The organism is Halovenus carboxidivorans, from assembly GCF_009831575.1.
Taxonomy (GTDB): Archaea; Halobacteriota; Halobacteria; order Halobacteriales; family Haloarculaceae; genus Halovenus; species Halovenus carboxidivorans.
The window spans coordinates 60,582-84,092 of record NZ_WUUT01000003.1; the positions used below are offsets into that span (position 1 = coordinate 60,582).

General features: G+C 67.2%; 24 protein-coding genes and 1 tRNA gene. 15 read left to right on the plus strand and 10 right to left on the minus strand.

Going from position 1 to position 23,511, the window contains the following annotated elements; translation table 11 throughout:
* Positions 1–4 precede the first annotated feature (4 nt).
* On the minus strand, positions 5–973 hold the full coding sequence (locus GRX03_RS08315) for a PfkB family carbohydrate kinase (protein ID WP_159763751.1): 969 nt from the start codon (positions 971–973) through the stop codon (positions 5–7).
* A gap of 84 nt (positions 974–1,057) precedes the next feature.
* On the opposite strand from GRX03_RS08315, the gene tmcA reads away from it, so the two are divergent.
* Genes tmcA through GRX03_RS16540 form a run of 3 tightly spaced genes read left to right on the plus strand, consistent with a single transcriptional unit; the run spans position 1,058 to position 3,949 of the window.
* On the plus strand, positions 1,058–3,256 hold the full coding sequence (tmcA, locus tag GRX03_RS08320) for a tRNA(Met) cytidine acetyltransferase TmcA (protein ID WP_159763752.1): 2,199 nt from the start codon (positions 1,058–1,060) through the stop codon (positions 3,254–3,256).
* A gap of 3 nt (positions 3,257–3,259) precedes the next feature.
* The gene (locus tag GRX03_RS08325) at positions 3,260–3,739 is read left to right on the plus strand and encodes a DUF456 domain-containing protein (protein WP_159763753.1); all 480 of its coding nucleotides are present in this window, start codon (positions 3,260–3,262) and stop codon (positions 3,737–3,739) included.
* A 36-nt stretch (positions 3,740–3,775) separates the two neighbouring features.
* A complete protein-coding gene (locus GRX03_RS16540) occupies positions 3,776–3,949 on the plus strand; it encodes a hypothetical protein (RefSeq protein WP_201289206.1) in 174 nt (57 codons plus the stop codon).
* On the opposite strand, the gene GRX03_RS08330 is transcribed toward GRX03_RS16540, so the two are convergent.
* The gene (locus GRX03_RS08330) at positions 3,946–5,070 is read right to left on the minus strand and encodes a DUF373 family protein (protein WP_368278199.1); all 1,125 of its coding nucleotides are present in this window, start codon (positions 5,068–5,070) and stop codon (positions 3,946–3,948) included. The genes GRX03_RS16540 and GRX03_RS08330 overlap by 4 nt on opposite strands.
* 133 nt (positions 5,071–5,203) lie before the next feature.
* On the opposite strand from GRX03_RS08330, the gene GRX03_RS08335 reads away from it, so the two are divergent.
* Together GRX03_RS08335 and GRX03_RS08340 are read left to right on the plus strand one after the other, a co-directional pair.
* Positions 5,204–6,757: a TraB/GumN family protein gene (locus GRX03_RS08335; RefSeq protein ID WP_159763755.1), complete on the plus strand. Its 1,554-nt coding sequence runs from the start codon at positions 5,204–5,206 to the stop codon at positions 6,755–6,757.
* A 1-nt stretch (position 6,758) separates the two neighbouring features.
* A complete protein-coding gene (locus tag GRX03_RS08340; RefSeq protein WP_159763756.1) occupies positions 6,759–7,385 on the plus strand; it encodes a metalloprotease in 627 nt (208 codons plus the stop codon).
* Between the two features lie 160 nt (positions 7,386–7,545).
* On the opposite strand, the gene GRX03_RS08345 is transcribed toward GRX03_RS08340, so the two are convergent.
* The gene (locus GRX03_RS08345) at positions 7,546–7,989 is read right to left on the minus strand and encodes an acyl-CoA thioesterase (RefSeq protein WP_159763757.1); all 444 of its coding nucleotides are present in this window, start codon (positions 7,987–7,989) and stop codon (positions 7,546–7,548) included.
* Positions 7,990–8,025: 36 nt separating this feature from the next.
* Entirely contained in the window at positions 8,026–8,406 is a 381-nt protein-coding gene (locus tag GRX03_RS08350; protein WP_159763758.1) for a hypothetical protein, read from the minus strand.
* A gap of 90 nt (positions 8,407–8,496) precedes the next feature.
* Between GRX03_RS08350 and purM the strand changes: the two genes are divergently transcribed.
* The 3 genes from purM to GRX03_RS08365 all read left to right on the plus strand — a co-directional run bounded on the left by purM (position 8,497) and on the right by GRX03_RS08365 (position 11,823).
* A complete protein-coding gene (gene purM / locus GRX03_RS08355; protein WP_159763759.1) occupies positions 8,497–9,471 on the plus strand; it encodes a phosphoribosylformylglycinamidine cyclo-ligase in 975 nt (324 codons plus the stop codon).
* 42 nt (positions 9,472–9,513) lie between these two features.
* The gene (locus GRX03_RS08360; RefSeq protein WP_159763760.1) at positions 9,514–10,836 is read left to right on the plus strand and encodes a cell division protein; all 1,323 of its coding nucleotides are present in this window, start codon (positions 9,514–9,516) and stop codon (positions 10,834–10,836) included.
* A 69-nt stretch (positions 10,837–10,905) separates the two neighbouring features.
* Positions 10,906–11,823, plus strand: a complete 918-nt coding sequence (locus GRX03_RS08365; protein WP_159763761.1) for a metallophosphoesterase family protein — start codon at positions 10,906–10,908, stop codon at positions 11,821–11,823.
* Positions 11,824–11,848: 25 nt separating this feature from the next.
* Here the strand turns inward: GRX03_RS08365 and GRX03_RS08370 are convergent, their stop codons facing one another.
* Together GRX03_RS08370 and GRX03_RS08375 are read right to left on the minus strand one after the other, a co-directional pair.
* The gene (locus GRX03_RS08370; RefSeq protein ID WP_159763762.1) at positions 11,849–12,409 is read right to left on the minus strand and encodes a CBS domain-containing protein; all 561 of its coding nucleotides are present in this window, start codon (positions 12,407–12,409) and stop codon (positions 11,849–11,851) included.
* Positions 12,410–12,455: 46 nt separating this feature from the next.
* The gene (locus tag GRX03_RS08375; protein WP_159763763.1) at positions 12,456–12,824 is read right to left on the minus strand and encodes a DUF555 domain-containing protein; all 369 of its coding nucleotides are present in this window, start codon (positions 12,822–12,824) and stop codon (positions 12,456–12,458) included.
* Positions 12,825–13,081: 257 nt separating this feature from the next.
* On the opposite strand from GRX03_RS08375, the gene GRX03_RS08380 reads away from it, so the two are divergent.
* From GRX03_RS08380 to GRX03_RS08405, 6 genes are all read left to right on the plus strand, one after another.
* Positions 13,082–13,255 (plus strand): hypothetical protein, encoded by a 174-nt coding sequence (locus GRX03_RS08380; protein ID WP_159763764.1) that lies wholly within the window; start codon positions 13,082–13,084, stop codon positions 13,253–13,255.
* A gap of 38 nt (positions 13,256–13,293) precedes the next feature.
* The gene (gene psmB, locus GRX03_RS08385) at positions 13,294–14,007 is read left to right on the plus strand and encodes an archaeal proteasome endopeptidase complex subunit beta (protein WP_159763765.1); all 714 of its coding nucleotides are present in this window, start codon (positions 13,294–13,296) and stop codon (positions 14,005–14,007) included.
* A gap of 66 nt (positions 14,008–14,073) precedes the next feature.
* Positions 14,074–14,337 carry a ribbon-helix-helix protein, CopG family gene (locus GRX03_RS08390; protein WP_159763766.1) on the plus strand — a complete coding sequence of 88 codons (264 nt, stop codon included), beginning with the start codon at positions 14,074–14,076 and terminating at the stop codon, positions 14,335–14,337.
* 53 nt (positions 14,338–14,390) lie between these two features.
* On the plus strand, positions 14,391–16,247 hold the full coding sequence (locus tag GRX03_RS08395) for an SLC13 family permease (RefSeq protein WP_159763767.1): 1,857 nt from the start codon (positions 14,391–14,393) through the stop codon (positions 16,245–16,247).
* 152 nt (positions 16,248–16,399) lie between these two features.
* Complete coding sequence (locus GRX03_RS08400) at positions 16,400–17,707, plus strand: MFS transporter (RefSeq protein ID WP_368278202.1); 1,308 nt, start codon at positions 16,400–16,402, stop codon at positions 17,705–17,707.
* A gap of 59 nt (positions 17,708–17,766) precedes the next feature.
* On the plus strand, positions 17,767–19,131 hold the full coding sequence (locus tag GRX03_RS08405) for a phosphomannomutase (RefSeq protein WP_159763768.1): 1,365 nt from the start codon (positions 17,767–17,769) through the stop codon (positions 19,129–19,131).
* Positions 19,132–19,137: 6 nt separating this feature from the next.
* Here GRX03_RS08405 and GRX03_RS08410 read toward each other — a convergent pair.
* The 3 genes from GRX03_RS08410 to GRX03_RS08420 all read right to left on the minus strand — a co-directional run bounded on the left by GRX03_RS08410 (position 19,138) and on the right by GRX03_RS08420 (position 21,742).
* Positions 19,138–19,210: transfer RNA gene (locus tag GRX03_RS08410), tRNA-Gly, on the minus strand.
* 53 nt (positions 19,211–19,263) lie between these two features.
* The gene (locus GRX03_RS08415) at positions 19,264–19,767 is read right to left on the minus strand and encodes a metallophosphoesterase (protein ID WP_159763769.1); all 504 of its coding nucleotides are present in this window, start codon (positions 19,765–19,767) and stop codon (positions 19,264–19,266) included.
* A 43-nt stretch (positions 19,768–19,810) separates the two neighbouring features.
* The gene (locus tag GRX03_RS08420; RefSeq protein WP_159763770.1) at positions 19,811–21,742 is read right to left on the minus strand and encodes an ABC transporter ATP-binding protein; all 1,932 of its coding nucleotides are present in this window, start codon (positions 21,740–21,742) and stop codon (positions 19,811–19,813) included.
* Positions 21,743–21,876: 134 nt separating this feature from the next.
* Here GRX03_RS08420 and GRX03_RS08425 point away from each other — a divergent pair, with 134 nt between their 5' ends.
* A complete protein-coding gene (locus GRX03_RS08425) occupies positions 21,877–22,299 on the plus strand; it encodes a universal stress protein (protein WP_159763771.1) in 423 nt (140 codons plus the stop codon).
* Here GRX03_RS08425 and GRX03_RS08430 read toward each other — a convergent pair.
* Positions 22,296–23,399 (minus strand): aminopeptidase, encoded by a 1,104-nt coding sequence (locus GRX03_RS08430; protein ID WP_159763772.1) that lies wholly within the window; start codon positions 23,397–23,399, stop codon positions 22,296–22,298. The genes GRX03_RS08425 and GRX03_RS08430 overlap by 4 nt on opposite strands.
* Positions 23,400–23,511 lie beyond the last annotated feature (112 nt).

Here is a 23,511-nt window from a genome sequence, read left to right on the forward strand (position 1 = left end):
CACCCTACCTCGATTTGTCGACGACAGTCTCGGCAATCGGGTCGAGTTCGCCGGCGGTCGTCGTCAGGAACGGACCGGGGACCGTTCGGCTGAGCGTGGCCGCCGCGACGGCGTAGCTGAGCGACCGGGCGGTGTCCGACCCGTCGATGAGTCGCTCGAGGAAAGCCCCGACGAACGCCCCCATCTCGCCGGTCGGGTCGACGGTCTCGGTCTCGACTGTCTCGCGCTCGTGGATGATGTTGGTGCCGGGGGAGTCACGGAGCGCGACCGCCCCGCGGTCCGACCGACGGATCACGATGATTTCGAGGTCGTACTCGGCGGCGATAGTGTTGGCGAGTTCCCGCGGGCCGCCGCTGCGATCCAGCGCCTCCCGCGCCGACTCCTCCTCGGCGAACAGCACGTCGATGTCCGCTGCCAGCGTCTCCAGGACGCCGCTGTAGGTGTCCGGCGGTGCGAGTCCCTGGCTGTAGTCCAGATCGACGGCGGTCATCGCGCCGCTTCCCCCGGCGGCCCGCAACAGCGCCCCCGTCGTCTCCGCGGCCTCCTGTGAGAGCACCGCCGTCCCGAGGCCCGCGAAGATGATCTCCGTCTCCTGGACCCGATCCATCGGAAACTCCGCCGGTGTCGCCGTCGCGGCGGCGGTGTTCCCGCGGTCGTGCCACTGTTTGCTCCCCCGCGGGGCGGCCGCGCCTTCCCGGAAGAGCAGCCCCTGTCTGTGGGCGGGGTCCTCGCTCCAGGCCACCGCCGTCTCGACGCCCTGCTCTTCGATCTGTGACTGCACCCGCCGTCCGAGCGGCGACTCCGGGAGTTTCGAGAGCCACAGCGTCTCCGCCCCGAGTTCGTCGGCCGCGACCGCGACGTTGCTGGCCGTGCCGTCGGCGTGGATCGTCGCCTCCCGGGCCTGCTCCAGCCGCTGGTCACCCGTCGGTGACAGCCGCAACGGCGTCTCCCCGAACGTGATCAACTCTGTCATACCCTCCCCATACAGATGGAGGCTCTTAACTCAACTGGCAGTTGTCGACCCGAACGCTCAATGCCGCCGCCGTCAACCTCCGGTATGGAGCTTGCCGCTCGCCTGCGCGCCCAGGCCCGCCGATCCGACCAGCGCCGGCTGCTGGTCGTCACCGGCGAGGCGGAGAGCTGTCGCGAGCGGGCGCGGGCCGCCCTCGACGCGACCGACGTCGGTCCGGGCGAGACGACCTACGTCGGTCCGGCCGGAGAGTTCCACTGCGAGTCGGTAGCCCGTCACGAGGCCGACCGCCTGCTCGGGCAGAGCCGCGAGGCCGTCGTCATCGACTGTCATGAGCGGTGCGAGCCCAACACGCTCGGGAAGCTACTCGGCGTCGTCTCCGGCGGCGGCCTCCTCGTCCTCCTCGCCCCGCCGCTCGCGGAGTGGCCCGACCGCCGCGACGGCTTCGACCGGTCGCTTGCCGTCCCCCCCTTCGAGGTCGATGCCGTCGGCTCGACCTTCCGAACGCGGCTCGTGGAGACGCTTCGCGAGCACCGCGGCATCGTGGTCGTCGACGCGGACACCGGCGAGATCGAAGTCGACGGCCGCTTCGAGGCCCCGCCACGGCTACCCGATCCGACGCCGACGCCGCCCGACGACTCGCAGTTCCCCCGCGCGGCCTTCGCGGCCTGCCGGACGGCGGATCAGGCGGCCGCCGTCTCCGCGCTCGAATCCCTTCGCGAACCCGGGACCGCTGTCGTCGTCGAGTCGAACCGGGGCCGCGGAAAATCGAGCGCCGCCGGCCTCGCGGCGGGTGCACTTGCACACGACGGCACGGACGTGCTCGTCACCGCGCCGACGCGACAGAGCGCCGGTGCGTTGTTCGACCGCGCGGAAGAGCTGTTAGACACGCTCGGCGGCGTCTCGGACGCCGCCGACCTCTCGCCGTCGACCGGGTCGGGACGCATCCGGTACGAACGGCCGGCGGCGGCCGCCGACCTGCCCGGGTCGCCCGGTGTCGTCTTCGTCGACGAGGCGGCGGCGCTGCCCGTTCGCCTGCTCGAATCCCTGCTCGAAGCGCCGTCGGTCGCGTTCACGACGACCATCCACGGCTACGAGGGGGCCGGTCGGGGGTTCTCGATCCGGTTCCGGGACCGCCTGGCTGACAGCGACCACGACGTGTCCGAGTGTTCGCTCGCGAAGCCGATCAGATACGCCCCGGCCGATCCCATCGAGGTCTGGTCCTTTCGCGCCCTCGCGCTCGACGCCGCGCCGGCCGCCGACCAACTCGTCGACGCAGCGACGCCGGAGTCGGTGCGCTACCGGCGTCTCTCCGGCGCAGAACTCGGTGCGGACGAGCACCTCCTCCGGGAGGTCTTCGGCCTGCTCGTCGCCGCACACTACCGAACGGATCCGAACGACCTCGCGCGATTGCTCGACGCGCCGAACGTCTCCGTCCACTGCCTGTTCGAGGACGGCCACGTCGCGGCGGTCGCGCTGTGTGCTCGCGAGGGGGGCTTCTCTGCGGAGCTTCGCGAGCGCGTCCACGACGGCGAACGGGTCCGCGGCAACCTCGTCCCGGACGTGCTGACGAGTCAACTCCGGGACCGGCGGGCGGGTGAGCCGGTCGGCTGGCGGGTGATGCGGATCGCGACCCACGAGGCCGTCCGGTCGCGCGGGCTCGGCTCCGCGCTGCTCGATCACGTCCGGGCGGCTGCCCGCGCGGCCGACCTCGATTATCTGGGCGTCTCCTACGGCGTCACCCCGGGGCTGGCGGGGGTCTGGGCCGACAACGGGTTCGGGACCGTCCATCTCTCGACGACCCGCAACGACCGCAGCGGCGAACACTCCGTTCTCATGCTCGATCCGCTCTCGCCGGCCGGAGAGGCGCTGTTCGACCGCCACAGCGAGTGGTTCTGTCGGCGCGCTCCGGCGGCGATCCGCGAGTCGCTGTCGGACGCCGATCCGGCGGTCGTCCGGGCGGCCTGTCGAACCGCTCGCGCGACGCCCGCCCTCGACCTCAGCGACGCGGAGTGGCGACACGCCGCCGATACGGCGACCGGGCGGGCGATCTTCGAGACCGCGCCTCGCGGCCCGCAGCGGCTCTGTTTCCGACACCTCGTCGATCCGACCGAGGAGCCGTTCGACGCCGACCAGCGGGAGCTACTCGTCCGGAAAGGCGTCCAGGGCCAGTCCTGGGAGCGGGCCAGCGAGGCAGTAGGTTTTCACTCCGAGGCGTCGTGTAAACGAACGATGGGGGAAATCATCGGCCGTCTCGTCGACCTGTACGGCGAGGACCGCGCCTGAGCCATGCTCGCGTTCACACTGCTCGCCTTCGGGCTGTTGGTCGCCGGGGTCGTCGGGAGTCTACTCCCGACTCTCCCGGGTCCGTTGCTCTCGCTTGCCGGCGTCTACACCTACTGGTGGGCGAGCGGGTTCACCGCTCCCTCGACGCTGCTGGTCGCGGTCGTGACGGCTCTCGTCCTGCTGACGGTCGTCGGCGGGCTCTTCGAGGACGTGATCGCGGCGCGACTCGGCGGGGCCTCGGGCTGGTCGGCGACCGCGGCGGGGCTGGTCGGGTTCGTCTGCTTTTTCGCGCTCGGCCCGGTCGGGATGCTCCTCGGCTCCGCAACCACCGTCTTCGTCCTCGAATACCGCCGCCAGCGCGACGCGAAAGCCGGCGCGACCGCCGCCACGGCCGTCGTCCTCGCGACGATTGGCTCGACGCTGGTCCAACTGCTCGTGACGAGCACGCTTCTGGTCGCGATGGCGCTGGTCGTCCTGTTGTAGCCCGGCATTTATGACTGGTGGTTGCGAACACCCGGCATGGACTGCTCCGAGGACGGCTGTTCGAGCGAGGCCGCCTTCCGGCTCCACGTTCCGTGGGGCGACGACCGCGTGGTCTGTGCCGGCCACGCCCGCGTCGAGAGTCAGAAGGAGGGGGTGGTCGCGAAGCCGCTGGACGCCGCCGACGAGCGGTTACCCGACGGCGCGGCCTAAGCGCCCTCGCCGAACTGGCCCTCGTAGTCGGCGCTGCTGAGGTAGGCAGCGACGCGGACGCCGACGAGACTGACGACGATACTGCCGAGGATGAACACCGCGAGATGCGTGCCGGGCGCCAGCGAGAACGCCTCGATCTCTGTCGATCCGATTGCGATTTCGGGGACGGTCACGGGCGGAGAGACATCCGCCAGCCGCAGGAAGTACGCCGAGAAGCCGCGCACGGCCAGGCCGACGGCTACGGCGACGAAGGGGAGGTTGACGTAGGCGGTCCCGAGTTCGTCGTTTCGGATCACCTCGTCGAGGAGGCGGCCGGCGCTGGCGATCAGTGCGGCCCCGGTCAGCCACGGAATCGCGTCGTGGACGAACCGCGTCGCGAGGATCAGCTCTCCGGTGTCGGTGCCGAGTGCACTCACCCCGAGCGCCCCGACGAACGCGCCGGCGAGAGCCAGCCCCGCCCCGACGACGTAGGTGACGAGCGAGACCTGTCCGGAGTACAGCGAGTCGCGGATCCGCTCGGAGAGCGTCGCCAGCAGGTCGTCGATTCGAAGGCCCTTGTACAGGAGAAAGACACCGAGGACGGCGGCGATAGAGCCCAGCGACAGCGCCGGACTCTGGAAGACCGCGAGCAGCGCCGGAAAGACCAGCAGTGCGATCCCGACCGGAACGAGCACCGTCTTCCGTAGCTCCTCGTCGCCGAGAAACTGCTTGAGCAGGTAGTACGTCGACTCGATATCTCTGGCCTGCCGGACCACCACCCGGTCGACGGCGTCGACGGGCACGCGACTCTCGACCAGCGGGACCAGCCGCTCGTCCTCGGCGCTGTCGACGACGACCACCGCCGACTCGGGGTCGTACTCCGTCACGAGCTGGTCGATCTGTCCCGCAATCTCCCTGTCACCGGCGACGCTGTCGGTCGCCGCCGTCACCACCGCGACGGTCGACTCGTCGAGGTCGCGGGCCACCCGGAGCCCTTCGAGCAGGCAGTTGACGCGGCTGTCCTCCGGGTCTTCGATGCCGGCAGAGGTGACGAGCCGTTCGACCGCCTCCCGGCCCACGTACGGCGGGGACGACTCCGAGAGGGCTGGCCCGCGGTAGAGACAGACAACCAGCGTACTCACAGTTGCATGCAAACAGTCCCGATATATAAACCCTCAACAGTGTTTCCGGTCTGGGGACCGTCCCTTCCCGCGGACGACTACCTCGAACTGACACTCGAAACGCTTGTAAGCCGGGGACCGATAGGCGAGAGAAATGAGCGACGACGGAGAGGTCCTAGACCCCGACACTGCTGGCGGCGCCGCCGCCGAGGGCTCGGTCACCGTCGTCGGCACCGCCCACGTCTCCGAGGACAGCGTGCGCGAGGTCGAGGAGACCATCGAGCGCGAACAGCCCGACGTGGTCGCGGTCGAACTCGACCGGACCCGCTACGAGCGACTCAAGGGCGAGGAACCGGACGACATCGACGGGAGAGACCTCATCTCCGGTCGCACGATGTACCAGTTTCTGGCCTACTGGCTGCTCTCGTACGTCCAGGCGCGGCTGGGCGACGAGTTCGACGTCGAACCCGGGGCGGACATGATGGCCGCCGTCGAGGCCGCCGAGGCCCGGGGCAGCGCCGTCGCGCTGGTCGACCGGGACATTCAGGTGACCGTCCAGCGGCTCTGGTCGGGGATGCGCTTTCGCGAGAAACTGGCCATCGTCGCCGCCTTACTGGTCGAGACGCTGGGGCCGTGGACAGCCGGCTGGTCGATCGGCTTCTTTTTCGGTCTGCTCGGCGGTATCGCCGCCAGCGCTCTCGGCGGCCCGTATCTCGTTCCGGCGGCTCTCGGCGACGGCATCGGTCTCCCGGTTCTCGGGAGCGTCGTCGGCTCACTCGGCGGGATCCTCGATACCCTGCTGGTCGTCGCCGGCATCTCACTCGCTATCGGACTGCCGATCGGCGCGCTTCTGGCGCGCTCTGCGGGTGACATCGAGGCCGAGGAGTTCGACATGGCGCGGCTGACGGACGACGACGTCGTGACCGCGATGATAAAGGAGTTTCGCCGCTTCTCCCCCGGCGGGGCGCAGGCGCTGATCGACGAACGGGACGCCTACATCGCTCACCGGCTGCTCTCGCTGCGCGAGCAGGGGTATCACGTCGTCGCGGTCGTCGGCGCGGGCCACCGCGCGGGCATCGAGAACTACCTCGCCAATCCCGACACGTTGCCCGACCCGGAGAGCCTCGTCGGCGAGCCCTCCACCAGCCGCTGGCGCAGTGCCCTCTACAAGGCAGTCGGCTACGCCTTCACGCTGGGCTTTCTGTTCTTCTTCGTCCTGCTGGCGATGGCCGGCGTGCAGGGTGACCTCCTGCTCAACATCTTCATCGCGTGGTTTCTGGTCAACGGGATCATCGCCGCCGGCCTGGCCAAACTCGCCGGCGCACACTGGACGAGCGCGGGCGCTGGCGGCGCGGTCGCGTGGCTCACCAGCGTCAATCCCCTGCTCGCACCGGGCTGGTTCGCCGGCTACGTCGAGTTGCGGTACACGAGCATCAACCCGGCCGACATCGGTCGGCTCAACGACCTGCTCGCCGACCCGTCGCTGTCGCTGTGGGAACTGCTCGGGGAGATGCGCGACGTGCCCACCTTCCGATTGATCCTCGTCGTCGCGATGACGAACATCGGTAGTTTCGTCGCCTCGGTGCTGTTCGCGACCGTGTTGCTCCCGCAGTTCGCGGCGGATGTCGGCGGGATCACCGGCCTCGGCCAGCAGATGCTCGAAGGGGCGCGAAACAGCGCCGAACTGATCTGGGAGCTGGTTACCTGACATGCTCAGACTCAACGGCATCACGTTCTACCGCGACGAACTGCGTGACCTGGCCGTGGCGTGGGTCGCGCTCGGCTTCGCCTTCGCGATGTTTCTCGAACCCGCGACGATCCAGCGGATGCTCGGCGGCGCCGGACACTTCGGGCGGACTTTCCTGTTGAGCATGCTCACCGTCGGCGTGGGGTTCCTGCTGCACGAACTCGCACACAAGATCGTCGCGGTCCAGTTCGGTCAGGTCGCGGCCTTCCGGGCCGACTACGGCATGCTCGCGCTGGCGGTTGCGGGCGCGCTCGCGGGCATCTTCTTCGCGGCACCGGGGGCCGTCTATCACCGCGGCCGGATCACCACGAGACAGAACGGTCTCATCGCCGTCGCCGGCCCGGTGACGAACCTGGCGCTGGCTGTCGTGTTTCTCCTCCCGTTCCTGCTGTTCGGCGGCTTCGTCGGGGAGGTCTCCCAGATGGGCGTGCTGGTCAACCTCTTTTTGGGCGCGTTCAACATGATCCCGTTCGGGCCGCTCGACGGCAAGACCGTCCGCGAGTGGGACACCGGTATCTTCGCGCTCGTGCTCGTTACCGCGGTCGGTTCACTCGTCGGGTTCCTCCTCGGTTTCGGCTTCGGCCTGTGAACCACAGCAGGCCCCCGACGTGGCTCTCCAAGCGGGTCCGTCTCTGCGTCACACTGCCCCCGCTACGAGCGTACACAGGGTGTCGAGAACCGCGGCGACGACGAGTCCGACACCCTCCCCGACGGCGACTCAGTCAAACGCGGCGCTCAGTGCGAGACGGTCACTCCTCGGGGTCGTGTTCGAGCGCCGCCTGCCGAAGCCTCTGGCACCGCTCGGAGTCGACGGTGAGTTCCGGCACCGGCGTCGGCTTGTTCTGCTCGTCGACGGCGACGAAGACGAAATAGGAGTCGGTCGTCTGCTCGCGGTCGCCGGTTCGCGGCTGTTCGCGGAACGCCCGCAGACGGACTTTGACGCTCGTCCTGCCGGCGGCGTAGGCGTACGCCTCGACGATACAGGTGTCACCTTGCGGAATCGGGCGCTCGAAGTCGAGTTCGTTGATCCGGGCCGTGACACAGGTCTCGCCGGCGTGGCGCATCGCGGACATCGCTCCGATTTCGTCCATCCACTTGACGATATTCCCCCCGTGGGCGGCCTCGTAGTTGTTGGTGTGGGTCGGCTGGACCCGCTGGCGGTTCTCGATGTAGGTGTCCGAGACTGACGGCATACCGGAGGGTGGAGGCGGACGAACAAAATGGTACGCTCATTCCGGAGAGCCGCTGTCGGCCACACTCCGGTAGCCCTTTCGGGCCTCTGCGAGGAGGATAGCGGCGACTGCCAGCCCGACCAGCGACCGGGTGACCGTCGCCGCCGGCGGTGAGGCTGTGTCCGCAGCAGCCGCCCCGAAGAGGACGACGACGACGAGCAGAAAGCCGCGTCGGTACGAAGCCGGGACAGTATCGTCGACACGAAGCAGATACAGCTGTGGGAGGACGAACCCGAACCCGGCGAGCAACACGAACGTGGCAACCGACGTCCAGCCGTCGGGCAGACCGACCGTCGAGTCGACGATCTGCAGGACGAACCCAGACCCAAAGACGCCCGCAAGCGCGAGGACGCCGGCACGTGTTCCGGCAGATGCCATACGCCATTATGTTCTACCAGTGTCACTAAACTGTGGCGGTTCCTCCGAGACAACGACGGATTTTTGCCGCTCGGCCGCGCTCGCGGAGATATGACAGAGGACTCCGAGGAGGGACTCACCTACGCCGAGGCGGGAGTCGATATCGACGCGAGCGAGGCCGCGACCGCCGCGCTCGTCAACGCCGCAGGCGAGTTCGAGGGCGACTACGCGGGGCTGGTCGACCTGGGCGAGCAGTATCTCGCCCTGGCGACCGACGGCGTCGGGACGAAACTGCTCGTCGCCGAGGCAATCGACGACTACTCGACGATCGGCATCGACTGCCTGGCGATGAACGTCAACGACCTGGTCGCACAGGGCGTCGAACCGGTCGCGTTCGTCGATTATCTGGCCGTCGAGGAGCCCGACGACGAGATGGCCGAAGCCATCGGTGAGGGACTGCGCCGCGGCGCGGAGGAGGCCGGGGTGGCGCTGGTCGGCGGCGAAACCGCGGTCCTGCCCGACGTCATAAAGGGGTTCGACATCGCCGGGGCCTGTGCGGGACTGGCGCCGAAAGACGGCATCTTCGCCGGCGAAGCCGAACCGGGCGAGGCGCTGGTCGGCTGGCCCTCCAGCGGGATCCACTCCAACGGACTGACCCTGGCGCGAGAGGCGGTCACGCGCGAGCACGAGTACACCGACCCGTTCCCGCCGGACCCCGACCGCTCCATCGGCGAGGAACTGCTCGAACCGACCCGGCTGTACACTCACCTCCTCGGGCCGCTCCGGGAGGCCGCAATCAGCGGCGCGGCACACATCACCGGCGGCGGGTGGGCGAACCTCACCCGACTCGGCGAGCACCGGTACGAGATCACGGACCCCTTCGAGGCACAACCCGTCTTCGAGTTCGTCCAGTCGGCGGGCAACGTCGACGACGAAGAGATGCACCGGACGTTCAACATGGGGACCGGCTTCGTCGCCGCACTCCCCGAGGCCGACGCCGAGGCGCTCGCCGCCGAGACCGACGGCCGCGTCATCGGCCACGTCGCGGAGGGCAACAGCGTCGAGATTCGCGGACTGTCGCTGTGAGCCCCCGCCGGGACTTTTATACTGCGGTCGTCAACGACGGGTATGCACGTCGCGGCCATCGGAGTCGGGGGCGCGGGCGGACGGATCGTCGACCGGCTCGCTCGGGATCTAGGGACGGGAACGGACGCACCGCTCACCGCCGTCCACGCGATCGATACTGACACGGAGACACTCGCGTCACTCGGTGCAGTTCCGAGGGAGAATCGCCACACGGTCGGACAGTTCGAGACCGGCGGCGCGGGGACCGACGGCGACCGGAAGTTGGCGGCTGATATCGTCGATGAGGAGCGCATGGAGATCCGCCGCGCCGTCGAGGACGGGATTCCCACGACCGTCGACGCAATCGTCGTCGCGGCCGGACTGGCCGGCGGCACCGGATCGGCGGTGGCTCCGGCGCTGGCCGGCGGATTCGACCGGGTGTACGAACAGCCAGTCTACGCCGTTTCGGTCCTCCCCTCGGAGAGCGAGACCGACGACCGAGGGCGGGAGAACACCGCTCGCGGACTGACAGCGCTGAACGACGCCGCGACGGCACAGATCGTCTTCGACAACGACGCCTGGCTCCCCGCGGAGCAGTCTCTGGAGGCGCACAGCGACACGCTCAACGCCGAACTGGTCGACCGTCTCGGTCATCTGCTCACGGTCAGTCAGGAGACCGACGGGGCCGTCGGTGAGCGCGTCGTCGACACCCGGGATATTATGGGGACGCTCGACGGCGGGGGGCTCGTCTCGCTGGGGTACGCGAGCCGTTCGATCGCGGCCTGGCGCGGCGATAGCTCCCTGCTGGACGGGCTGAAACGGCGAGTTCTCGGTGACGACACCGACGAGGTGGAACGCGGGCGGGCAGTGCAGCGAACACTTTCGTGGGCGACGAGAGGGACGCTGACCTTCGAGTCGCCGCGGAGCGGGGCCACGCGCGGACTGCTCGTCTTCCGCGGTCCGCCGGAGTGGCTCCGCGGCGACGCCATCTCGAAGGGCCGGGAGTGGTTCGCCGACCGGACGGGGATCGAACAGCTCCGAAGCGGTGACTGTCCGGTCTCGGGAGCCGACACGCTCGATGTCCTCGTCGTCCTCGCGGGCATCGAGAACGCCCCGCGTATCGAGGCGTTCAGTCTGGACTCCGGCTCCTCCGATCCCAACGCCGACCACGCGGGGGACGAGGACGCGCCAGAGGACAGTGACGCGACGGAGGGCGGCGACACGGCGGGAGATGAACAGGGAGGCGAGCGTGACAGCGAGGGCTCCGGGGTGCAGTCGGAGCCCGACGACGACGGTACGGCGACCGGATCCGACGCGGAGGGAGGATCCGTCGATAATCCTCCCACCGAGGTCGGTTCCGTTACTGAGGATCGTGACAACGAATAACCGTCGTTTCGGCCGCGATAGCGGTGCTTATGTAGGCGGGAGCCGAACCGCCAGCCGAGCGACTCCATCGTGATCCACGGAGCAGAGTTACAGCCGGTCGAGGGGCCGGCCAGGCACGGCGTCCGGGGACTGCCGGCGGAGGAGCCGACAATCGTCAGCGTGAGCGATATCCACGGCTTCATCCGGGAGGGACGCAGCGCCCTGCTCACGCTGTCGGACCACCCCGAGTACGATCCCATCGTCGAGACCGGCCGGCTCCGACGGCTCGAGTGGGTCGGCGGCGACGAGTACGTCCTCGTCGTCAACGGCGACCTGATCGACCGTGGCGCCCACAGCGACAAGGTGCTGGAGACGGTCGAACGACTCGCGGAACAGGCTCCGCCCGGTCACGTCCGCGTCACCCTCGGCAACCACGAGATGGGGATGCTGACGCCCGATTTCTTCGAGTGGGGTGACTGGTACTCGATGTCCCGAACCGACGACCAGCGCCGGGAGTTCGCCCGGGCAATCGAGGATGGCCACGTCGTCGCCGCGTACGACGGCTACAACGTGACCTACGCCCACGCCGGGCAGCCGGAGCCGTACGAGACGCCCGCCCTCAACGAGGAGCTTCGGGCCGGGGCGACATACCTCGCCGAGGGGATCGGACAGACGGACGACCCCGACCGCCAGCGCGAACTCGTCGTCGAGTATCCGGCGGTCTACGGCGTCGACGGCGGAACTGGCCGCGGGCCGAACGCCGGCATCGCGTGGCTCGACTTCGAGCACATGCCGGCCGACGCTCCGCCCCAGGTCGTCGGGCACACCCGTCAGACCCGTCCGGTTCGACGCGGGAACGTCGTCTGTGAAAATGTTATCAGAGGGAATAGACGGAGCGACGGCGGCGAAGCGGTCGTCGTCGAGACACCGGACGGACTGTCGGCGCTGGCTCGGACCCCCGACGACACCGTCAGCGAACGCGAGTTCTCCCTTCCCGTGCTGGAGTGATCCCCTCCCTGCGACGGCCGCCTCGTTACTCGTCGGTGTCGGCTTCGGATTTCTTGCGTGCGATATCTGCTTCGGTGATGATCCCGACGATTTCGCTGTCCTCCTTGACGAGGACGGCGTCGTTGTGATCGAGCGAACTCTCGATGTCGGCGATGGTGTCGTCCGGTTCGACGGTCGTCGTCGACTCGTTCATGACCTCGGCGACGGGCAGTTCACCGACGTTCTCCTCGGACTGCTGGCGGATGCTCGACATGCTGATGAGCCCGAGCGGCGCGCCGTCTCTGATCACCGGGAGCTGTGAGTAGCCCTTCTCGTCCATCAGCTCCGTCGTCTCGCGGACGCTCGCGTCTGGTTCGACGCTGACGACCGGCGAGTGCATCAGCTCCGCCGCGTGGAGCAGTCCGCCCTCGGCCTCCTGTAAGGCGTTGACGATCCGGCGCAGCGTCGAGAGCCGCGGATCGACATCGCCGCCTTCGATCCGAGCGATCAGCGGCTGAGAGACGTCCGCCCGCTCGGCGAGGTCGCTCTGGGTCAGCCCCAACTCGTTTCGCCGCTCCCGGAGATCCTCCGGTGTCGGTAAGTCCATACGAACAATAACCTGAAGTAATACAAAAAAGCTCCGGGAGCGGCAGTTACTCCGCCTCGGCGTCGGCTCTGTCGTCCTCGAACTCCTCGGTCGCGACGATTTTCAGCGGTACGTCCCGGAGCGCCCCCCCGATATCGCTTTTCGCGATCCGTTTCGCGTGTTCGACACTCTCCGCGTTGAACACCTTCATCTCGAGTTGGAGGCCGACGAGCGACGTATCGGCGGCGATAAACGCCGAATCGAACGGCTCTCCACAGGCCGGACAGTCCGTCAGTCCGACCTCGACCTCGACGTAGTCCATGTCCTCTTCGTTGAGTCGTTTCCCCGCTTCACTCACTGCGACACCGATTGCGTCGTCGACGTTATCGACATCGTGTACCAACCAAGCGGCTTCCAACCAGACGCGGTAGTTCATATTTACACCGTGACGCTGGCCATACTCGTCTTTTTTGATTTCGTACGACCGCCGTTCACGGCGCACCCTTTCCGAATTATCGCTATAACTTATGGCCATGTCCCGGCTGTCGTACTCCTCGATTACGCGGTACTCCGGCCGACTTCGTTATATATAATAATTAATAATCTTGAAAGGGGAAAACCGCAAGACGTAGGCGGGGTTGATCGGCTCGTCGCCGGCCGAAGATTTATATACGTTCGTCGGCGGAGAGGTGAGTGAGGACGATGGAACGACTCCACCGATTCACACTGCTCGTCGCGTACCAGCTCACTCTCATGGCCGGCATCCTGCTGTTGCCGGTCGCACTGCTCACCGAACGGTTCGGCTTCCGACTCCCGATCGATCGGGCGGTCACGGGGCTCAAACAGCGCTACGAGCGGACGGTCTAACAGTAGTTTCTTACGTGCGTGTGCGGTAGCCGTAGGTAATGGAACCCACCGCCGATTCACAGTTCTCGCTCGGACAGCACACCGAACGGTTCGATACCGACCCCACGGAGCCGGAACTCGGTTCGCTTCCCGCCGGTGACCGCGAGGAGGAGGCGGTCAACAAGACCGGAACGACGACGATCGGCATCGCGACCGACAACGGCGTCGTCGTGGCGACGGACATGCGAGCCAGCCTCGGCGGCCGGTTCGTCTCGAACAAGAACGTCCAGAAGGTCGAGCAGATCCACCCGACGGCGGCGCTGACGCTGGTCGGCTCCGTCGGCGGCGCGCAGTCGTTCATCCGGACGATCCGCGCCGAGGCGAATCTCTACGAAGCGCGCCGCGGCAGGCAGATGAGCATTCAGGCGCTGGCGACGCTGGCTGGGAACTTCGCCCGCGGCGGCCCGTTTCTGGCGATCAACCCGATCCTGGGCGGCGTCGACGACGAGGGCAGCCACGTCTACAGCATCGACCCCGCCGGCGGCGTCATGAAAGACGACTACACCGTCACCGGTTCCGGCCTCACCGTCGCGTACGGGACCCTGGAAGACCGCTACGAGCCGGATCTCTCCCTCGAAGAGGCGCGGTCGACCGCCGCCGCCGCCATCGAGGCCGCGGCCGAGCGAGACACCGGTTCCGGTAACGGCATCTACGTCGCCGAGGTGACCGAGGAGGGCGTCGATATCGACGACTACGAACTCGGCGAGATCTGAGCGTCTGACGGGAGTCAGCCGACTGGCTGACGTGGCTTCTTGTAGCTGTCTCCGCAACGGCTCTGTATGGACGAACTCACGCTTCGCCTCCCAGCGGAGACCACAGCGGCGCTGCGCTCGGAGGCGGACGAACGAGGGGTCACAGTCGAGGAACATCTGCGGGATATCATCGACGCGTACCACGCCGACGAGCAACGACGGCCGGCCAGGGCCGTCGAGTACGTCCACGCCGTCGGTACCGAGGCGACGGCTCTCTCGGACGGCGAACCGGACAACTCCGAGGAGATCGGTTCGTTCAGATACGGGTCGCGGTCGGTCCTCTCGCAGTGAATCCCGTACGTACCACGTGGTTTTTTCATCGTACTGTGACTGCTGGACTGTAGATGGACTCGGTCGTCCTCGCCCAGACTGGAGACATCCCGCCGCTCACGCCCGAGATACTGCTTCTGTTTGTCATTATCGGGGTCGCGCTCGTGCTGTTCGTCATCGAACCCGTCCCCATCGATATCGTCGCTGTCGGGGTCCTCGTGAGCCTGATCGTCCTGGAGCCGTGGACGGGCGTCGATCCCGAGACCGGCGTCAGCGGCTTCGCGAGTCCGGCGACGCTGACCGTGCTGGCGATGTTCGTCATCAGCGAGGGGATCCGCCGGACGGGGCTGATCAACATCATCGGCAACGAAATCGCGGAACGGTACGGATCGAGCCAGTACAAACAACTGCTCGCCGTCCTCGGACTCTCCGGGGGGACGGCGGGCTTTATCAACAACACGCCGGTCGTCGCGGTGATGATCCCGATGGTGAACACCCTCTCGGAGCGCACCGGAATCTCCCCCTCGAAGCTTCTCATCCCGGTCTCGTACGCGGCGATGCTCGGCGGGATGCTGACGCTGATCGGCACCTCGACGAACATCCTCGCCTCGGATCTCTCCGCCCGACTGATCGGCCGGCCGTTCTCGATGTTCGAGTTCACCCAACTCGGCGTGCTCGTCCTCGTGACCGGTGTCGTCTACCTCGCCACCGTCGGTCGGCTGCTGATTCCCGAGCGTATCAAGATGGGCGAGGAACTGATCGAGGAGTTCGGGATGGCGGAGTATCTCACAGAGGTGGTCGTCGCGGAGGACTCCCATCTCGTCGGCAAGACTGTCGACCAGAGCTTCGCTGAACTCGACGTCGACGCGGACGTGATCCAACTCATCCGCGACGAACAGGCCTTCACCGAACCGCTGGCCCGCAAGGAGATCCGGCCCGGTGACATTCTCGTTCTCCGGACCGATCAGGACAGCATCCTCACCTTCATCGAGACCGAAGGCCTGGATCTCGCGCCCGATGCTCCCGTCACCGACGACACGCTCCGGGCCGAGCAGGCGGGGATGGAGCCGGACGCCGAGCAGCGACTCGTCGAGATCGTCGTCTCGCCGGGGGCGTCGATCCTCGGTGGCACGCTCGAATCGTTGAGCTTCAGAGATCAGTACGACGCGACGGTGCTCGCGTTGCGCCGCGGCGGCGAGGTGATCCACGCGCGGATGGACGAGCGCAAACTCCGCGGCGGCGATACACTGCTGGTCCAGGCCTCCGAGCGAACGATCAAACGGCTCGCCAACGACCGCGACTTCATCGTCGCACAGGAACTCACCCTCCCCGACTTCCGCTACGAGCGAATCCCGGTCGCACTCGCGATCATCGCGGCGGTCGTCGGTCTCGCCGCGCTGGAAATTCTCCCGATTCTGGTCTCCTCGCTCGCCGGTATCGTCGCGATGGTCGCCACCGGCTGTGTCAAACCGGAGGAGGTGTACGCGTCGGTCGACTGGAGCGTGATCTTCCTGCTCGCCGGGCTGATCCCGCTCGGCGTGGCGATGGAGCGGACCGGGGCCGCCGAGTGGCTCGCCGCCGTGATTCTCGTCGCCGCGACCGGGCTCTCCGCGCCGCTCGTACTCGGCCTGTTCTATCTCTTCACCGCCCTGATCACGAACGTCGTCAGCAACAACGCCAGCGCCGTGCTGATGATCCCGGTCGCCGTCGAGGCGGCGAGCGAAATCGGGGCCGATCCGTTCGTCTTCATCCTCGCGGTGACCTTCGGCGCGTCGACGGCGATGCTCACACCGATCGGTTACCAGACGAACCTGATGGTCTACGGTCCCGGCGGGTACAAGTTCACGGACTTCATGCGCGTCGGCGCGCCGCTGCAACTGCTGCTCGCGGTCGTGACGACGGCCGGATTGGTCCTCATCTGGGGCGTGTAGCGGCCGCCGCGCACGCTCCGCGCGGTCCCGTCACCGCGACCCGGCGGTCGGTCACTCACACCGACGAGGCGGCCACCCGAAACCGCTCGCCGGATCGCCGTCTACCGCTCTCGAATCGCAACCGTTTTTATACCGAATCGAACACTCCCAGTGTGCACGACGAGCGAGAGGATGGGGTCCGCCGAGAGGGAGAAGACATCCAGTTTCTCGTTCTCTACCTCACGCGGTTCGCAGAAGGGTTCGGCTTCATCACGCTGCTCACGCTGCTGCCGGCGTATATCAACACGCTCCAGCCACAGGAGACGACGATTCTCGGGCTGACGGTCAGCGCTGGGTTCATCATCGGGATGTACACGACCGGCTTCACGCTGGCACAGACGCTCGCGGTCGTCCCGCTGGCGTGGGCGGGCGATCGCTTCGATAAACGGACCGTCCTGCTCGTCGTTCTCGGCCTCGGCGCGGGCGTATACGCGCTGTTCCCGCTGGTCGACTCCTCTGCGTCGTTCATCCTGATCCGGGCGCTGCAGGGCGTCGCGGTCACCGGTGCCGGGCTGATGACTCTCTCGCTGGTGGGGGAACTCGCCACGACGGCGACGCGGGCCGAACGGATCGGGCGGGCCAACGCCGCCTCGTTTCTCGCCTCGATCCTCGGATCACTGTCGGCCGGCTGGCTGTTGGATCTGTTCGGATTCGCCCCGATTTTCGCGATCATCGTCGTGTTGCTGACCGTCGCGTGGGTCGGCCTGTACGCGCTGCTCGATCAGGACCCGACCCGAATCGAGGGCTTTCCGTTCTCGGATCTGGCGGTCAACCGCCGCATTCTGACGATGACGAGTTTTCGGGCGCAGTACGCCTTCGCCGTGACGATCGTCCGGACGTGGGTTCCCATCTACGCCGGTACCGCCGTCGCTTCGGGTGGACTCGGGGTCGCCGGTATCGCCGTCGCGGTGACCGTCACGGCAGAGAAGGCGACGAACATGGTCGGACAGCTGTTCACCGGTCAGCTCTCGGACGGCTACGGCCGCGCGCTGTTCGTCTTCGCCGGCGGCACCGCGTACGGACTCGTCGCGCTCGCCGTCCCCTTTGCCGACGCGCTCGGCTCCCGTCTCGGCACGGCGACGGCCCTGCCGGTCCTCGGTCCGGTCCCGGCGGCGTACCTCCCGCTTGTCGCTCTCTCGGGACTGCTCGGGGTCGCGGACTCGTTCCGCGAGCCGGCGAGTATGGCGCTGTTCGCCGACGAGGGAACCGACAACGGTGGCGTCGCGTCCAGTTTCGGCGTCCGCGAACTCGTCTGGCGGCCCGGCTCGGTGCTGGGGCCGCTGATCGCCGGCTGGCTGATGGTCGAGGTCAGCATGTCCGCGGTCTTCTACGTCGGCGGTGCGTTCGCGCTGACCGGCACCGGGGCCTTTCTGGGGATTCTCGTCACTACTCACGGTCGAGCGGCGCTGACCGCGTGGTGACCGTCGGCCAAAACCGGACGGACCCGACGGCATAAATGGGAGGGGCCGGTAGGTCGGATATGGACTTGTTCGGGACGGCAGGGATTCGCGGCCCGGTCACGGAGGTAACGCCGGGGCTGGCGCTGGCTGTCGGACAGGCGGTTGCGGCGCGACTCGACCCGAGCGACGGCCCGGTCGTGATCGGACGCGACGGCCGCGAGACGGGCGCGGCACTCGCAGGCGCCGCCGAGGCGGGACTCACCAGCGGCGGACTCGACGTTCGCCGCGCGGGACAGCTACCGACGCCGGCGCTGGCGTTTGCCTCGCGAGGCCGACACGGACTCATGCTCACGGCCAGTCACAACCCGCCGGAGGACAACGGCATCAAACTGTTCGCGGACGGCACCGAGTACGACCGCGCGGCCGAGCGCGAGATCGAACGACTCGTCGACTCCGGACCGGACCAGGCCTCCCACGACCAGTGGGGGACCAGCGAGGAGATCGAACCGCTGGCGGCCTACCGCGACAGCGTGACCGAGTACGCTCAGAGGGTCGGCGCGCCGCTGGCGGATCTCCGTATCGCCGTCGACTGCGGAACGGGTATGGCGGGGCTGGCGACTCCACAGGTGTTGACGACGCTGGGCGCGGACGTGCGCGCTCTGAACGCCAACGTCGACGGCCAGTTTCCCGCCCGGGAGAGCAAACCGACCGCCGAGACGCTCACCGACCTCTCCCGGTTCGTCGCTGACGGTCCCGCAGCGTTCGGTATCGGCCACGACGGCGACGCCGACCGGATCGTGATCCTCGACGGCGACGGCGAGGTCGTCCACGAGGATACGATTCTCGCCATCGTCGCCGAACACTACGTCGATAGAAGCGAGGCGGGCGATCCGGTCGTCGTCACGACGCCGAACGCCTCGGGGCGGATCGACGAGCGCGTCGCGGCCGCCGGGGGTCGCGTCGAGCGCGTCCGACTCGGTGCGTTACACGAGGGGATCGCGCGGGTCCGGGAGGCCGGAACCGACGAGACGACCGTCGTCTTCGCCGCGGAGCCGTGGAAACACATCCACCCCGAGTTCGGCGAGTGGATCGACGCCGTCGTCTCCGCCGCGGTCCTCAGCCGCCTGGTCGCCGAGGAGGGGCTGGACTCGCTTCGCGACCCGGTCGCGGAGCGTCCCTACCGAAAGGTCAGCGTCGACTGCCCGGACGACAGGAAGGCGGCCGTGATGGAGCGGTTGCACGGCCGACTCCCGGAGACCTTCCCCGAGGCGACCGTCGACACCGACTACGGCGTTCGGCTGGATCTCCCCGACGGCGAGTGGACGCTGGTCAGACCCAGCGGCACCGAGCCGTACATCCGGGTGTACGCCGAAAGCGACGACGTCGACGCCCTCGTCGAGACGGTACGAGGGACTGTCGAGCGAGCGGTGACGGACGCGGAGTAATGGGAGTGCGCGGACCGGAATTTGAATCCGGGTTAAGGGCTTGGAAGGCCCTTGTCATGCCAGACTAGACCACCCGCGCACGCAGTTTGTGCTTGCCCTCCCGGTGTTAAGTTTCTTCCTATTTTTCCCGGCTCAGACGAGTCGGCGCTCGAACTCCTCGCCCTCGGGGCTCCGCAAACTGATCCGCAGCTGTTCGCCGGCTTCTTCGATTGTCGCGTACGCCGGCCGGTACCGCCGCGGATCGGCGTAACTGCCGGGGTTGAGATGGGGGATCTCCCCGACAGTATCGATCACCGGACGGTGGGTGTGACCGGTGACGATCAGGTCGGCGTCCTCCTGGCGGGCCAGAAGCGACAGCGCCGTCGCGTCGTGTTCGTGGCCGTGTGCGAGGAGCACCCGTCGACCTGCCCACTCCGTCGTGGTCGTCGCCGGGAGCCGGTCTGTGACCGCCTGCACGTCGCGGTTGCCGGCGACGGCGACCAGTGAGGGGGCGATCCGCTCGAAGCTCTCGAGGACCGATGGGGTGGTGAAATCGCCCGCGTGGAGGAGTACGTCGGCGTCTTCGATTGCGGACCGAATCGGCGCGGGCAGTCCGGGGTCGTCGCTTCGGTGCGTGTCTGAGACGGCAACGAGCATGGTCGTACCCTGTCCCCGTGAGGGAATAAACGCCCCGGAGCGGTCAGTCGTCGACCCGGGTGCGGGCCTGTCGACGGGAGGCCCGCTCGATGAACTCCTCGGGGAGTTGATCGATTTCGCCGGCCTGCACGCCCCAGAGGTGCGCGTAGAGCCCGTCCTGAGCGAGCAGTTCGTCGTGCGTGCCACGCTCGACGATCTCGCCGTCTTCGAGGACGAGAATCCGGTCGGCGTCCTTGATCGTCGACAGCCGATGTGCGATGGCGAAGGTCGTCCGGTCCTCGCTGAGGTCGTCCAGCGAGCGCTGGATCAGCATCTCCGTCTCCGTGTCCACGTCCGAGGTCGCCTCGTCGAGGACGAGAATCTCGGGATCTTTGAGGATGGCCCGGGCGATGGCGATGCGCTGGCGCTGGCCGCCGGAGAGTTTGACGCCGCGCTCGCCGACTTCCGTCTCGTAGCCGTCGGGGAGGTTCTCGATGAAATCGTGCGCCTCGGCCATCTTCGCGGCCTCGATCACCTCCTCGCGGGAGGCGTCGAAGGAGCCGTAGGCGATGTTCTCCTCGACGGTGCCGTAGAAGAGATACGACTCCTGGCCGACGTAGCCGATAGCCCGGCGGACGCTCGACATCCGTACGTCACGGACGTCCTGGCCGTCGATTCGGATTTCGCCGTCGTCGACGTCGTACATCCGCAAGAGCAGTTTGAGCACGGTCGACTTCCCGGCACCGGTCGGCCCGACGAGCGCGACCGTCTCGCCGCTGTCGGCCTCGAAGGTGATGTCCGAGAGGATCTGCTCGTCGTCGTAGCCGAAGTCGACGTTCTCGTACTCGACTGCGCCCGCGGTCACGTCCAGATCCTTCGCGGCGGGGTCTTCCTCGATTCGGGAGGGTTCGTCCATCAGCCCGAAGATGCGCTCGGAGGAGGCCCGGGCGCGCTGGTACATGTTGATGATCTGGCCGAACTGGGCCATCGGCCAGATGAACCGCTGGGTCAGGAGGATGAAGGTGACGAACTCGCCGGTCGAGAGCGGTTCGGTGAAGATCCAGGGCGCCTGGCCCTCGGCTTCGAGCACCCACAGTCCCCCGGCGAGGAAGGTGGCGACGAAACCGATTCCCGCGAGCACGCGCAGCCCCGGGAAGAACTTGATCCGGGTGCCGATGGCGTCCCAGTTCGCGTCGAAGTAGTCCTGGCTGACCTCCTCGACGCGGTCGGACTCGTACTCCTCGGTGTTCGAGGACTTGATCACCTTGATGCCGCCGAGGTTGTTCTCCAGTCGGGAGTTGGTCTTCCCGACCGTCGAGCGGACCTCGGCGTATTTCGGCTGGATGATCTGGATGAAGACGTAGGTGAACAGCGCGATCAGCGGCACCGGAAGCAGCGCGACCAGCGCGAGTTGCCAGTTGTAATAAAAGAGGATGGCGGCGATGCCGAGCACCATCACGCTCAGCCGGAACATCGAGTTCATCCCGTCGTTGAGAAACCGCTCCAGGCGGTTGACGTCGTTCGATAGAATCGACATCATCTCGCCGGTCTGCTTGTCGGCGAAAAAGTCCATGTTCAGCCGCTGCATGTTGTCGTAGGTGTCGGTCCGCACGTCGTGCTGGATGTTCTGCGCGAAGCCGTTGAACCCCCAGTTACGCACCCAGTGAAAGAGCGCACCGACGAAGAAGGCCCCGGCGATCAACACCACCGTCAGGAGGAGTTGGCCCTGCGGATCGCCCGGAATCACCGAATCCGGGACGAACCAGATTGCGGCGAAACTCTTGTCCTGACGGATCACCGCGTCCAGGGCGAATCCGAGCAGGATCGGCGGGACCAGATCCAACAGGCGTGCGAAGATGCTCGCGACGATTCCGACGATCAGCGACCCCTTGTATTTGGCACCGTAGACGAGAAACAGCCGTTTCATCGGGTTCTCGATGTTCTCCCGCTGCTGCTCGAAGGGGTCGTCCTCGTCGCCGACCTCGATACCGCTCATGACCTGTTCCCAGGAGGTGCGCGGAGAAAAAAGCTTGTTTGCCACGTGAGGGCGTCTCAAGGCCCGGTTCCTGGATTCGTCCGAGTCGTGACAATCCAAAATAATTAATCTCGGTCTCGACGTAGCCTGTGATGATGTACGAGACCGTTCTCGTCCCAGTCGACGGGAGCGACGAGTCTCGGACCGCAGCAGCGGAGGCAGTCGAACTGACGGCGAGTGAGGGGATGCTCCACGCCCTGGCAGTGATCGAGGAGTTGCCGATGCACCGGCGTTCAGGCAAAGCCGAGAAGTTCGACCGCGGCGGCGACCGAAGCGAGGCCGAGGAGGCGATCGCCGCCGTCGCGGATCGGGCGGAGACGGCCGACGTCGACTACGAGACGACCATCACGGAGGGGGCCCCGTCCCGAGAGATCAGTTCCTACGCCGAGGCGGTCGACGCCGACGCCATCGTCGTCGGGAAACGGGGAGCGAGCGAGTCCGCGGGCGAGATCCTCGGGAGCACGACCGAGCGAGTCCTGAAAAACGCCCCGACGACGGTCGTCGCCGTCCCGTCCTAACCCTCGAAGCCGTCCTCCCAGCGGAAGTAGCCGTCGCGCTGGATCACCTCGCCGTCGATTTCGAGCCTCGTTCCGTCGGTCTGCATGTCGGTGATGAGATCGACGTGGACGGCGCTTTGATTGCCCGACTCGCCCTCCGGGAGACAGGCCTCGTAGGCCCGTCCTAGCGCGAGGTGGACGGTCCCGCCCATCTTCTCGTCGAAGAGTATCTGGTCGGTCACCCGGTCGATCCCGCGGTTCATGCCGATTCCGAGTTCCCCGAGGCATTCGGACCCGCCGTCGGTCTCGACGATTGCTCTCAGTACGTCCTCCCCCGCCTCGGCGTCGATATCCACGACGACGCCGTCCTTGAAGACCAGTCGGGCGTCCCTGATCCGAGTGCCCCGGATCGTCATCGGCACGTCGAAGACGACCTGCCCGGCGGTGTCCGCCGGCGCGGTAAACACCTCGCCGCTGGGGAGGTTGTGGGAGTCGTAGGCGACGCTCGCGGCGCTGTTGACCGCGGTCCGGTTCTCGATGGACATCGTCAGATCCGTTCGGTCGTCTTTGACCAGACGCACCTCGCTGCCGTCGTCCAGTAGCTGTTTGAGCCGGTCCATCTCCTCGGCCAGCGCCGCCCAGTCTCTGAGGATCGCGTCGTAGACGAACTCCTGGTAAGCCTGATAGCTCATTCCCGCCTGCTGTGCGAGCGCGCGCGTGGGGTGAACCGTCGATACCCAGTCCGTGTCGAGTCGGGCCTCCCTGATCCCCTCCCGGGCCTGCGCGTACGCGGTCTGTGTCTCCTCGGGAATGTCCGCGCTGGCGCTCGTGTTGCGCGTTCCCCGGAGTGAGAGGACGCTGTCGGCCTGCTCGTACAGCGCCCGTTCGTACTCGGGGTCGGCGGCGAACGCCCCATCGTGTGCGCGCTGGTAGGCGCGGCTCATCTCCTCGGACGCGTAGGTGACGACCATGTTGGCGTCGCGCTTGCCGAGTTCCTCGGCGACGGCGACGCCCAGGTCGTGTGCGCCCTCGCCCACAGAGACGACGACATCGTCGCCCGCGTCGATCCGCGCACTCCAATCGACGAGCGTCCGTGCGTGCTCGGTGACTCGGTCGTCCATACGTCGTTCTCGTCCCGGCGGCTGAAAACGGTGCGGGCTCGTCGCCCCGCCTGTCGAATCACCGAACGGTCGCCAACCGCGGCTTTTAATCCGCCGAGTGTTTTAGGCTGGC